The sequence below is a fragment of the Dictyobacter aurantiacus genome, from assembly GCF_003967515.1.
Taxonomy (GTDB): Bacteria; Chloroflexota; Ktedonobacteria; order Ktedonobacterales; family Ktedonobacteraceae; genus Dictyobacter; species Dictyobacter aurantiacus.
On the sequence record NZ_BIFQ01000001.1, the window covers coordinates 4421298 to 4434506 of the forward strand.

Here is a 13209-nt window from a genome sequence, read left to right on the forward strand (position 1 = left end):
AGATTGTCTGTGGTACGTGTGAGCAAGTATGATGGCCATTTTGTTTAGATGAGCGAAGCCGTTCCCGGCCGTAATGCGAGCCGGGTGCATGCGGCGTTTACGATTGCTTTAGAGAGTATGTTGGAGTGAGCTTGTGAGGTTCCTGATTGTCGATGATAGTAAGCCTGATCGTGAGTTAGTGATCAGGCGCCTGAAAAAAGAATTTTCTGATGCTGAATATGTAGAAGCGTCGCATTTGAATGAACTGGAAGAGGCGATGGCCAGCGATGACTTTGATATCGTGCTCACCGATTATCAATTAAACTGGACGAATGGCCTCAATATCCTGAACAGGGTCAAACAGCAATATCCTGGCATTCCGGTCCTGATGGTAACAGGCACCGGCAGCGAAGAGATCGCGGTGGAGGGTCTGCGCTCGGGTTTGAGTAATTATATTCTCAAGAGCCACCTGGATCAACTTCCGCAGGCTGTGCATGAGAGCCTGGAGAAGGCACGCTTACAGAAGCAATATAATGAAGCAATCCTCCAACTGCGCCATTCTGAAGAACGCTATCGCGAAATTTTTGAACAGGGCCTGACCGGTATCTTTGTCTGTACCCCCGAGGGAACACTGCTCACCTGTAATACAGCATTCGCGCGTATCCTGGGTTTTGCCTCCGAACATGAAGCTCTGCAGACTGATATTCACTCTCTGTATCCGACAACCAATGACTACGAGACCTTTCTTTCGCGTTTAGCAAAAGAGAAGCGCCTGGAATACTACGAAGTTGAGATGGTACGCCACGATGGCGCGCCGGTCTACGTTGTTGAAAACGTTGTGGGCGACTTTGATGAAGATGGCCAATTGACCGAGATCAAGGGTTACATTTTTGACACCACCGAACGGCGCAAGCTGGCGGACCAGCTTCAGCAGGCCCAGCGTCTGGAGAGCGTTGGCCTGCTGGTCAGTGGCATCGCCCATGACTTCAACAACATGCTGGGTGGCATCCTTGGCTACGCCAGCCGTGGCCTTAACCGCATCACCCAGAGCCATCCCCTCTACGACAATTTAAACCACATTCACGAGATTGGCACGCGGGCCGCGAAAATGACCCATCAATTGCTGGCCTTTTCACGTCGGCAGGTGCTGGAGCCAACCGATGTCAACCTGAACTACGTGGTTGAGAATCTTTTGAACCTGGTTGGCAAGATACTGGCTGACCAGATTGAAATCGAGTTCATTCCCGATCCCAATCTCAAGACGGTGCACGTCGACTATGCGCAGATCGAGCAGGTGCTGATGAACCTGTGTGTCAATGCCCACGATGCCATGCCAGATGGGGGAAAGCTTACCATCAAGACTTGCAACGTACCCTACGAGGAGGCCTACCGCAAGAGCCGTGGGCAGCTGGCGGAGGCTCAGTATGTCCTGCTTACCGTGCAGGATAGTGGTATTGGCATGGATGAGCAGACGCAGTCGCATATCTTTGAGCCCTTTTTCACCACCAAAGAGATCGGTAAGGGGACGGGCCTGGGCCTATCCATGGTGCACGGCATTATTGGTCAGCACAATGGATATATCGGAGTTGAGAGTGCGCTGGGGAAGGGGACCTGCTTCTCCATCTATCTGCCAACCATTGAGGTGCCCGCGACCGAGCCAGGTTTCGATAAGGATACCCTGGCGGTCAGCCAGGAGTTGGTGCGTGGTGGAGACGAAAACATCCTGGTGGTCGAAGATGATCCCGATCTGCGCTGCCTGATAGAGGAGGCGTTGACAGAGTATGGCTATACCGTGGTGAGTGCCGCCGATGGATCTGAGGGGCTCAAGCTTTTTGAGCGGCGCGACCCGGTCTTCTCGCTGGTCGTCTCGGATCTCGTTACCCCTAAAATGAAGGGGAAAGAGCTCTACGACCATATTCACCTGCTGAGTGAGCAGACCAAATTTCTCTTTATCAGCGGCTACCAGGCGAATCAGATCAGCCAGAACTTTGTGCTGGATAAAGGGTTTGCTTTTCTGCAAAAGCCGTTTGATCTGGATGAACTGGCCGCCCGCGTGCGCGAGATTCTCGGTTGATATACAGCGGGCATGCTCGCAGCATGCCCGCTTCAGCTGATTACTCTTCTTCGTGCGTGGCTCCGACGTGTTCGACGCGGCTCTGAACCTCAAAGAGGGCCTCGATGCGTGGCGTCTGTTGCTGGTTGCTCTCTTCCAGACTGTTCTGGATCAGGTTATCGATTTCCAGGTAATACTCGACCAGGAGCCGCTCGCCGACAGTGGTATGGTTGACGCACTCCTCCAGCATGCTCTCCGCCTCTTCATACGTTGCCAGGGACTCCTGGGCGCTCTGAAAGGCATGCTGGGCGCTCTGGAGCCGTTCCATCTGTTCCTGATAGGCCCGGCGCCGCATGGGCTCGCTCCCTGCGTTTGACTGCAATTCTTGTATGGTCAGGGCCGCTTTACCCATATCAACATGGGTCTCGTCCTCTCGACGCTTCAACCAGGCGCGTACGGCATGCAGACGAACAAGCGGATTGGCATCTTCAGGTAAGCGTAAATTATCATCAGAGAGCAGTTCGTCGCTCCCGATCTCTTCCGGCTGCTGAGAAAGTTCTTCGTCAAAATCCATCCTGGTGCTTCTTTCCTTTTTCTGGCGTTAACGGTTGTTTCCTGTATGGTAGCATAGCCTGGCAAGCAACAAAAACAGGGATACCTCGCACTTGTGCGGATATCCCTGTGGATGAGGAGCTTGTAGATGGATTAGCTCAGCGCCTCCTGTCCCAGTTCCTGTTTTTCAACCGGGGCCGCTTCCTCCTCATAATCAGATGGCCGCGTTCGGTCGCTGCCATTTCCCAGTCCGATGGCTTTGAAGACGGGCGTCAGAATGACGGCCAGCAACAGATTGAGTATGAGTACGGCGACCGCGATATAGATGGGAATGCCAAAGACGGCCATGGTAGGTTTATTGCCCGCCATGATAAACATAGTGGTGCCCGCGACCATAGCCGCGGCCCAGCCGATCAACAGGGCCCAGCGATTAAACCAGTGGGTGTAGAGTCCCAGGAAGACGGCGGGCAGCGTCTGCAAGATCCAGATGCCTCCCAGCAGCTGAAAGTAGACCACCTGGGCGGGATTGATGGCGACGATGAAGATCAATGCACCAAACTTTAACACCAGGGATGCGAGTTTGGCCGCCTGTGACTCCTGCCTATCGGTAGCCTCGGGCCGGAAGTATTCCTTGTAGATGTTGCGCGTAAACAGGTTGGCCGCCGCGATCGACATGACGGCCGCCGGTACCAGGGCTCCAATCGAAAGAGCGGCGAACGTAAATCCGGCGAACCAGGAAGGGAAGATCGCGTTGACCAGGGCCGGTACGGCGCTGTTGTTGCCGAAGCCACCAAACGGTTTGATCTTTGCCGCGATGGCCATATATCCCAGCAGGGCCAGGAAGCCCAGCATCAGTGAATAGATGGGGAGCAATGCGGCGTTCCGCTTGACCACTTTGGTACTGCTACTGCTGAGCACGCCGGTGAGCGAATGGGGATAGAGGAAGAGCGCCAGCGCCGAGCCGAGTGCCAGGGTAGAATAAGCGATCGCCTGATTAGCAGGGATGATATCTGAGAAGGTCTTGGGATGGGCCAGGGCTTTCTGGTGCGCCGCATTAAAGATGGGGCCAAAGCCGTGGAAGTGCGTCGGGATAATTGCGATAATGGCGAACAGAACAATGAATATCATGATATCTTTCACCAGCGCGATCATAGCGGGCGCGCGCAGTCCGCTGGTATAGGTGTAGGCGGCCAGGATCACAAAGGCGATCAAGAGCGGAATATCGACCTGGAAACCCAGAATCGGGAGTGTGATCGGGATGCCCATCGCGGCCAGCGAGATCTGGATGCCGTACATTTGCAGGGCGATATATGGCATGGTGGCCAGGATGCCGGTGAAGGCCACAGCCAGCGCCAGTCCCCGGCTGTCGAAGCGATCCTTGACAAAATCGGCTGCGGTAACATAGCCGCGCTGCTTGCAGACAGTCCAGAACCTGGGCATCAGGACAAAGACGAGTGGATAGACCAGGACCGTGTAGGGGACGGCGAAAAAGCCCGATACCGCGCCAACGCCGAACATGGCGGCCGGAATGGCGATAAACGTATACGCGGTATACAGGTCTCCACCCAGCAAGAACCAGGTGATAACCGTGCCGAAACGCCGACCTGCTAATCCCCATTCATGCAGCAGATCCAGGTCTCCTCGTCGCCAGCGCGCGGCGACAAAGCCCAGGACCGTCACGACAATGAAGAAGAAAATAAAAACGGCGACAGCGGTTGCGTCAAATTTCATAAACGCAAGCTCCCTTCTTTGAAGGCATTACATGTTAGCCATCTTCAGTGATTGACGATCTTACGCGCCCATGAAATAGACAATGGCGGTAATGATAGATGTAATGATGATCCAGAGCATTTGATACCAGTAGAAAAAAGGCATGCCCAAAAACGGTGGCTGCAGCGAGTTGTAGAAGGACGGTATGAGCAAGAAGATAAAGGGGATGATTAAGAGAAGCAGTAGCCAGCGACGTCTCTTGCTGGCAGGGCGAGTTACCATCTGCGTGCTCCTTTGCGGTATCCATGGAAAACTGGCCATAACAGTATTTGCCGTCGAGCAAGTCGATTAACTCTACGGCTTATGTTAATCCTAAAGTATTTGCATCCAATTGTCAATCGAATTGCTGAGCCACACCTGAGTTTTCGCACCTGCGGTGCTCAACCGCGCATAGTGGTGTGGATGGGCCTCGTTGTCGCACCACACCACTATGCGCAGCTGCATTGTTATTATGTGCTGATGCATCGGTGTGGATGAGCCCCGCTGTCGCACCACACCACTATGCACAGCTTATAGTTGGTGCATCGGGGGCGCATCCGCGCCCCCGATGCACCAACTATAAAATTAATGCGGCCGCGCACGCGGACGCCCGAGCGGGGGGCGCCTATGTGCCCCCACACGCAGAGGAGATTAACTGCTACATAGCAGCCCGAGACCGTGCTGCGCGGCCTGATGCGTGATAGCCAGCAGATTCTCAGCATGCTCGGGCAAGACCTCATCAATCATATGAAATGGACGTTCTTCGGTGGAGGATTGGCATAGGAACGCGTAGCTGGCCCGCGTCTCTTCGCTGCTGGGCGCCTGCACGTAGCGTAAGCAGCGCGAGAGCTGCCAGACCTCACGCGGAGTCAGGTAGCCGACAAAATCTTCATAAGGCTCGCCCGTCCTATAGCCAAATGGCAGGCGCCTGCGGCCGCAGGCCAGTAATTCAAACAGCGCCATCGATCGTATAGACAGAGAGGCCAGCCATCCACGCAGATGCAGGGTCGCTGGATGACGCCCAATCTCCATACCGTGTATCTCGGGTGTATCACCATCCTCTCCCTCTTCTTCTGTGGCTGGCATATTATCGCTGCCCTCCAACGATTGCTGATGTACCTGCCACGCCAGCTCATGGAGGCCCGCTGACTGTAATAGCGAGACAATGTCGCCATAGCTGTGTTCCTGCTGTTGATAGAGTTCTGGGTCCATTGGAGATGAGGTATGAAGCAGGGGGAAATGAAAGCAGGCGAGGCAATGTTCAGCTACCGTAGCACCCCATACAGCACGCAGTGCGTCGGTATTCTGGTAGAGTTGTGGTGGATGCCTGTGTACATAGCTATCACTGAGCTCGGTGAATTCTTCTGCGCTACAGAGCACCTCGTATTCTCGGCGTGTATGAGATCCTTGCGGCAACTGTTGGACAAATGTATGTGCGCGTGACCAGGTGCGTAGCGGCTGTATAGCCGGTGGCAGAAATTGCTCTTCTCGAAAACAGCGTGTCTGCGTATAAAGCGGGTAAATCAGAGAGTCATCGCCTTGCGTGAGCCAGAGCTTAAAAGCAGGCATGACACATTGAGCATATGTTTCCCAGTTGAAGCCATAGACGCGCACTGTCATAACATCCTCTTCCACGTAACCACACAGTATCATTGCTTTTTTTCTTATTCTTATCGTACTCACATTTGCCGGAAAATCCAAATGTGATAGTCCTGGAGTACCTGTTACATCACATGGAGGATGCGAGGCGCGCACGCGCGCGCCTCGCATCCTCCATTGCTGGCCTTAAAGAGCCTCTTCTGAACCAGGCTTCTCTGGATTTGGGAGCGCGTACAGGCCCATCTGAGCCTGGCGCATAATCGTCTCCAGGACTGGATCATCCTGGATGCTGGGTGCGATGAGTGGCGCAAACGCCAGGGGCCCCTCCTCTGGTGGGGAGATCGTTTGATTATGATCAGGGCCGCTGTTATCCTGTGGCAAGACCTGTGATAGATCAAAGTTGTCTAGTGGCAATGGGCTCATATCGCTCGTGCTGATAGGATTGTTCTGGGCCGGTCTCGTGACCTGTTCAGGCAGCGAGGTAGTTATGGGTTTCAGGTCGCTGGGCGTATACACCCTGTTTTCCGGTTGTGGCCCATCACCGAAGATGGGCGGGGTCGCAGGTAGTAGATCCGGCTGCAGACCGGTAGGCACCGTAGCCCTCGCTTGCGGACCACTGGCGAACGAAGGTAATTGCGTCGGCGTGACCGCCGTTCTATTCGTATGCGTGGGCATCGAGATGGGTGGCCCGGCAGGCGACATCGGTAAAACGTCAGGTATCGATGCAGCAGCGAAGGCGGTCTGCGGCGCAACAACTGGGGTCGGGATAGGCATAGGCGTGGCGAATGGCGCGTTAGAGCCCTGCTGGTTAAACCAGGCTGGCCGTCCCGTTGTGCGCAAAGGTACGCGGGCGTATGCGAGTTGCTGAGTGTTTGGTTTGCGCAAGAACATAAAGCACGTCAGACCACCAATTAGCAACAGTAAGACGGAGCCGATAGCCACCGGAACGATCGCTGTACCGATGCCACTCCCTTCCTGCTTGCCTTGATTACTAATATTGTTTGTGTTGTTGCTCGCACTATCCACTCCGGGTGCCGTTGGCGTAGCTTCCGCCGGCAGCGTTGGCGTGGCGGTTGCCCTGGGTGTTGCTTTGGCCGTAGGGGAGGGAGAAGGGAAAGGGACCGGAGTCACCCCTGGGACAAAGCCGCCGCCATTGGATGGAGGTAGGCCGGGTACCGTCACCGTTGGAACTCCCGGTGGAACTGGTTGCGGAGTTGGCTTTGGTGCGGGCACTGGCGTGGGTGTGGGAGCGGGTGGCTGCGTAGGGACCGGGGTAGGCGTAGCAACAGGGGCCGGGGTAGGTGTATCGGTAGGTACTAGCGTTGGCGTGGGGACGGGTACCAGCGTAGGCGTGTCAACAACTGGCAGTGTAGGCGTATCTCCTGTGATGGCCGCGGTTGACGTGAGCATGGCTGGCGCGTCAACCTGAGCCGCGTGGGCATAGGTCGCCACAATAGTTATATTTATACCTATGAAGAAAGCAAAAATGCTATAAATGATTGCCGCTTTGTACCTTGTCAGGACGTTTTTCTTCATGTCTTCGTTCACTCCGGAAGATTTGTTCCTGTCTATCGAGCTTGCCTCTCCTCTCTGGCGTCCTCTTGACGGAGTGGAGTAATAAGGAGCTTTTTATTGATAAATCATAGATCGAGTCAAGTGTAGATGCCCCCGCCATCTTCCGTCAAGCGGTCAGAAAAATGTACTATTATATGTCAATTCTTAATAGGCCGATTCATAGCATTTACACGCACGTGGCCCGAAAAAGCAGTTTGATCAGCAATCCGCTTCATGTTGATCTTTTATTTACCCTGCTGTCTTTATATATATCAAGACGTTTTATTATGTAACAAAAAGAAACTTTTAGCGTACTATTATGTAGTAGGTTACTGCACGTTTAGCCGCTCACCTGGAGAAGGAGTATCACTATGCTGCTCATCAATGGCACGGCTACTTTGCGCTGTAAAAACTTTCTGCGCCAGGCGCTTGCTCAGACGTTGGAACGCTATGGACACACGCCTACCCCTTACATCTTTGAAACCACCTCGCGAGAGAATCTCGCCTACAGGTTATATGCTATTGAGTCCGCTATTTCGGATACGCTGTCATTGTGGTGTGATCAAGAGACGTGTAAGCATACCCTACGCCTGATCAGCCTGGTGCAGGCAATTGGGCGGCAGTCAGGATTGCCCGATACCGATCTTGTTATTCTGCGACTCTCAGCTCTCTTGCATGATATTGGTAAGGTCGCGATCCCGAGCGAGATCTTGCAGAAGCATGGGTCCTTGAATGAAGAAGAAAGGAGGCTGATTCGCCTGCATCCTCAGATAGGTTGGGATATACTGGAGGGTAATGGGGAGCTTTTTGAGCATATAGCTCCGATCGTTGTCGCGCATCATGAAGCGTGGGATGGCAGCGGCTATCCATTTGGTTTGAGTGGTGAGACCATCCCATATTTCGCTCGTATCCTTACTGTTGCTGATTCCTATGATGCAATGGTTTCATACAGAGTATACGGAAAGCCGCTGCCTATATTGAGTGCATGTCAGGAATTAGTAAATTGTGCCGGTCATCAATATGATCCTCAAATTGTAGGCGCTTTTCTTGAAATGCTAATAGGTGAAAGAAGTATACAACTACATTCGTGTTTTTCTTCTAGGCGAAATCTCGCAACAGGTGAACTTGAACAGGTTGGCGAAGAGTACGCAAGGCTTTTACTTCAATCTGCCGGATGCGTTCGCGTGTCAGCTTGAAGTAGGCGCTGAGCTCTTCCAGTGTATGACAATAGCCATCCTGCAATCCATAACGTAACTCGATGACCTGTCTTTCTCGCTGGCTCAGAGTTTCCAGGGCATGGGAGATGTGATCTTGTAATACCTGGTGGGTAACGATATCCGCCGGGGCGGCCGCGTGGGGATCCTCAATGATATCGGCCAGGTGATACTGCTCATCATCGCTGAGAGGCGCATCCAATGAGATGGGAGCTTCAGCCATGCTCTGTAGCTCAACCACCTTCTCTTTAGAGAGATGGATGGCGCGTGCGATCTCCTCTGGAAATGGATCACGCCCGAGGTCCTGGTAGAGTTGGCGTGTAATCCTCTTCATCTTGTAGATGAGCTCAACGACGTGTACCGGAATATGAATGGTGCGTGTATGCTCTGCCACGGCCCGGCTGATCGCCTGGCGGATCCACCAGGTGGCGTAGGTGCTGAAGCGAAACCCGCGTACCGGGTCAAACTTTTGCGCGGCCCTGATCAGGCCCAGATTCCCTTCTTGAATGAGATCAAGCAATGAAACCCCATGATTATTGTAGCGTTTCGCGATACTTACCACGAGACGTAGATTGGCCTCTACCAGTTGTTGTTGAGCTCGTATATCGCCGGTGATGACACGTCTGGCCAGCTGCATCTCTTGCTCGGCCGACAGCAGTGGATAGCGGCCGATCTCAGCCAGGTATTGTCTGATGGCGTTTTCGGCCTCCATATCGCCGCCATCTATTTCCTCTTCTTCTTCTTCCTCTTCTTCCAGGTAATCCTCTGTATCCTCATACCGTAATTCTACATAGGTAGAAGCATTGGTTCCTTTTCTATTGCTGCTTTCTTTCTTACTAACGGCTGTTTTTGATGGACGTTCTTCATTGAGTAGAGCTGTATAATATGTTGGATCCCCTTCCTGGGTTGATGTGGTTTTTCTCCTTTTTCTGTGGGCAGTAGTTTTCGAATGAGTTGCAGCCCCCCTTTCTATCTGATGCGTTGAGATTTCCGCCCTTCCAGGGGTGATATATTCCTGAAATTCTGTCGCCTCCATCTCAACTGTTTGCACTGGATTGGTTGTGGCTACCATATACCTACTCCTCCTTATACCTCAAATCCCATTCCACAATTTGGTAACCGGAGATCTGTGATGATTGATCATATCGATCACAGATCCGTAACTTTTTCAACATCCTACGGATCGCTACAGGCGTAGAATCCTAAAAATTTTTACGGATTTATTCCCCCTATATATTGCTTGTGCAAGATATGTGCCAATATAGAGGTGTAGGGATGTATAGACCCATCAGCTGGCCTTAGCGGCCATCTGATGGGTAGTACCCATTGGATCTCGCCGTTTCCACATTGCGGCAACTGGAAATTTTTTCCAGTTGCTGCGTATTTTTCCACAATTTATTACATGCCAACCTTATCCACTGTTGTGAAAGCGTGTCTGACTATCGCATGCGCGGCCGCGCTAGTTTTATATAGTAGTGCAACAGGGGCGCATCCGCGCCCCTGTTGCACTACTATATAAAAGGACTTGCGAGCGCCGAGGAGTCCTTCATTCTATGGTGTGTTGGAGCATCGGGTGTGCATATGCGCACCCGATGCTCCAACACACCATAACAATGCGGCCGCGCAGCGGACGCGCGTGCGGGGGCAATCACCTTTCTCCAGGGTGGCGGACGTCAGTCCCACACTAAGAAGAGTATAAAACGGGCGAAAAAATTCGCGCCGACCGTTTATTTGCATGACGGGGTGGATAGGATGGGAGAAAAGAAAAAATCTATCTAAAGGCCGTTTTTCCTCGAATCGCAATTAGGAAGCAATGGATATGGTGAAGTCTGTCTATCCAGTTAATAAAGAAGTACATGCATATGGTGGTCATTTTTTAGTAGGAGAATATAGCCCGGCTCGCCGATCCCCGCCTCTGCCCGTTATTCCGGCCCGTGCTTCCGCGCATCCTGCTGCGGTGACGAAGGTTCGCCCTCGCTATCCCCGCTGGACGGCTGAGATGGAGCAAGAAGATGTGACGCGTATGCCGACGGTGCCACGGCCAGAGACGATCTGGCAGTTTGAGACGCCGCGTTACGCGGCTGAGAGCAGTCTGGCCTCATTAACGCTGGCCGTTACTGATAGCAGTCTGATGGCCAGGCCATCCATCTCACGAGTACCCACGGTCCCACGCCAGAAATGTGTTCGGCCTGTCGCTGAACATGATACTTCTATTGTGGCGCGTCTGCGCGAGCATCATATCGATGATATCGATACCGTGCCACCGTTATTGTCATCTCCCGTTATGCTACGCCGACCAAAGGCATCTATCCTCCATCCCATCGAAGGCATACGTTGGTGGCTGATCCAGCCGGGACGTCTGGAATTCCTCCTCTGGCTGGGTGGTACCATTGTATTGATTGGACTGACCGTGGTTTTTGTCCTTTTCATCCTCTCCAGCCTCGGCTATCTGGCGATACACTAGATCAGGCCATTCATAAGGGTGTGATGCCAGCATGGATGCGTCTGTAGCCGTGCTGGTGCCACCCCTTGAAAAAGCCTCCGGGGCATCTACACCAACATGTCACACATACCTTCATCATGGGATGTATAACTCCTTGAAGCAAGTGGGGTGTTCAAAGCGTTTTTTGTCATAGGGCAAAAAGAAAAAAGTATTGTCCAGTGAAGTAACTTTACTCCTTGATCTCTTCTATACATATGTGGGGTGTAATCTCGACGCCTTGGGGCCAACGTGATACAATTTCTTGCATTAGTGCTCGCCCGGGAAGGGTGTGCTTATTACTCCCACAAAAGGAGAGCGAACGCTTATGCCAAGAGGACGCAAGGGGTCTCCTCAAGAGAGTGTGGACAGTATTTTACTGGCAATAAGTCGGCGTGAAGATATTGATCCCAATACAATGTCCCATTACCTCGATCGCCTGGATGAAGAATGGGCGGAAGGGGCGCGGGAAAAGGTGCTGCATCTGTTGAGAAGTAATGATGCCCTGGCTCAGGCCGCGGCGTTGCGCATTCTCTCAGAGTTAGCGACCGACTTTGATCTGGAGGGACTTGAGGATTTTGTAACTGATCCTACCGTAAGTGATCTGGCAAAGCTTTCTCTTTCTCCTATCCTCAAGGAACTGGGTTCTGAGATGGCCGATGAGGGTATCATCGAATACCTTAATGATCCGGCGGGGGCGATTCGGCAGATGCAGATGCGTTTGCTGGAACTGGTCGGGCAGAACGAGATGGGCGTTGAGACTATCCTGGAAGATGTGGTTTCGATGCCGGTTGAGCGCCGCTTCGCATTTATTAACTGGTTGGGGAACAGCAATGATCCGCGTGCCGCCAATCTGCTCGTTCCTTTGCTGGAAAATCAAACAGGTAAGGTTGTGATGGCTGTCATCGACGCTCTGGAGCAACTGGGGCCGATCTCCATCAACCAGACGATTCCGGCCTTGAATCATTTGATCGCGACCAGTTCTAATCGGCAATTGAAGCAGCAGGCCAGGACCGTGCTGGGGCGCCTGACCATGCAGTCTATGCTGGGCTCTGAAGATGCCGCTATGATGGAGGCGCGCCAACAGCAGTATCCTCCGTATCAGGCGCGGGTCAGCTCAATTGATGGTTCCGGCACACAGTTGATCATGCTTTCGTGGCAGCGGCCAGACGGTTTGATCAAGGGCGTCAACATTTTGTATCAGGATCAAAAAGGCATCAAAGATTGCTATGGCCTGGATGAAATGGATAGCGAGCAGTGGGATAACCTGGTCGAGGACCTGGATGAGCAGGGTTTCAGTAGCTTCAAGGTTTCGTTTGACTACGCACGCGCCGTCGTTATGGAGGCACGGTCGTTGAACCGGCGTACCCGTACCCGGCTGCCGATCGCTTATTCCATCTGGCGTCCCTTGACTGAAGCGGGTCTGCGCGACAAAAAAGCCCAGGCCCGCCTTCCAGCTACTCACCTGGAGCCGATGGAATTAAATGCCGAGACGATTGCCCTGGCACGCCATGCCGATGAGCTCTATCGCTTAAAGGAATTTTCTTCCTGGTTATACGAGCCTATCGAGCGTATTGAGCCCTTTATCAGTCGCTACTGGACCGCCCAGAACGCCTTTCCGACTTCTACAAGCGGCCGCCGTAAGAGTAAATTGAAGGTGCAGGAGCAGCAGAGTTTGTTGGAAGAACTGGTGGATGATGCCCTGGATGCCCTGATCGATGAGAAGTGGCGCGCTACCTATGCGGCACGTTTGCTGCGCCAGGCTGCCCTGCTGCAACATGTTGGGCAGACCGAATCTATACCTCTGATGCGGGCGACGGCAACCCTGCTGGCGCCAGCGTCGAACGTCGCTTTGCGCGAGCAGGCCTTTCCCAGCATGCTTCTGCACGTATCTATCGAGCAGGGACCGCTTCGATTGATGGTTGAGTCTCTGCGCAGTGGCAGCCTCAGTTCTTTCCCGGTTGAGTTTTTTCAACAGGATTAAACAGGGCTCAAACTTTCTCTGCTGGAAAAAGTTTGAGCCCTATCGG

General features: G+C 53.0%; 10 protein-coding genes. 4 read left to right on the forward strand and 6 right to left on the reverse strand.

Annotation, left to right across the window (positions count from 1 at the left end; genetic code table 11):
* Positions 1-133 precede the first annotated feature (133 nt).
* A complete protein-coding gene (locus KTT_RS17780; protein ID WP_126597269.1) occupies positions 134-2053 on the forward strand; it encodes a hybrid sensor histidine kinase/response regulator in 1920 nt (639 codons plus the stop codon).
* A 40-nt stretch (positions 2054-2093) separates the two neighbouring features.
* Here KTT_RS17780 and KTT_RS17785 read toward each other — a convergent pair whose 3' ends face one another.
* The 5 genes from KTT_RS17785 to KTT_RS17805 all read right to left on the reverse strand — a co-directional run bounded on the left by KTT_RS17785 (position 2094) and on the right by KTT_RS17805 (position 7468).
* Entirely contained in the window at positions 2094-2606 is a 513-nt protein-coding gene (locus tag KTT_RS17785; RefSeq protein ID WP_126597270.1) for a hypothetical protein, read from the reverse strand.
* Between the two features lie 131 nt (positions 2607-2737).
* Positions 2738-4315 carry a monocarboxylate uptake permease MctP gene (mctP, locus tag KTT_RS17790; RefSeq protein ID WP_126597271.1) on the reverse strand — a complete coding sequence of 526 codons (1578 nt, stop codon included), beginning with the start codon at positions 4313-4315 and terminating at the stop codon, positions 2738-2740.
* Positions 4316-4375: 60 nt separating this feature from the next.
* Positions 4376-4576: a DUF3311 domain-containing protein gene (locus KTT_RS17795; RefSeq protein WP_126597272.1), complete on the reverse strand. Its 201-nt coding sequence runs from the start codon at positions 4574-4576 to the stop codon at positions 4376-4378.
* A gap of 408 nt (positions 4577-4984) precedes the next feature.
* Positions 4985-5953 (reverse strand): hypothetical protein, encoded by a 969-nt coding sequence (locus KTT_RS17800; protein ID WP_126597273.1) that lies wholly within the window; start codon positions 5951-5953, stop codon positions 4985-4987.
* Positions 5954-6118: 165 nt separating this feature from the next.
* Positions 6119-7468, reverse strand: coding sequence for a hypothetical protein (locus KTT_RS17805; protein WP_126597274.1), 1350 nt, complete (start codon positions 7466-7468; stop codon positions 6119-6121).
* Between the two features lie 389 nt (positions 7469-7857).
* On the opposite strand from KTT_RS17805, the gene KTT_RS17810 reads away from it, so the two are divergent.
* Positions 7858-8682 (forward strand): HD-GYP domain-containing protein, encoded by an 825-nt coding sequence (locus tag KTT_RS17810; RefSeq protein ID WP_126597275.1) that lies wholly within the window; start codon positions 7858-7860, stop codon positions 8680-8682.
* On the opposite strand, the gene KTT_RS17815 is transcribed toward KTT_RS17810, so the two are convergent.
* On the reverse strand, positions 8585-9772 hold the full coding sequence (locus KTT_RS17815) for a sigma-70 family RNA polymerase sigma factor (RefSeq protein ID WP_235845762.1): 1188 nt from the start codon (positions 9770-9772) through the stop codon (positions 8585-8587). The two genes, KTT_RS17810 and KTT_RS17815, sit on opposite strands and share 98 nt — an antisense overlap.
* Positions 9773-10519: 747 nt before the next feature.
* On the opposite strand from KTT_RS17815, the gene KTT_RS17820 reads away from it, so the two are divergent.
* Both KTT_RS17820 and KTT_RS17825 read left to right on the forward strand, forming a co-directional pair.
* Entirely contained in the window at positions 10520-11164 is a 645-nt protein-coding gene (locus KTT_RS17820; RefSeq protein ID WP_126597276.1) for a hypothetical protein, read from the forward strand.
* A 343-nt stretch (positions 11165-11507) separates the two neighbouring features.
* Complete coding sequence (locus tag KTT_RS17825) at positions 11508-13163, forward strand: HEAT repeat domain-containing protein (RefSeq protein ID WP_126597277.1); 1656 nt, start codon at positions 11508-11510, stop codon at positions 13161-13163.
* Positions 13164-13209: the final 46 nt, after the last annotated feature.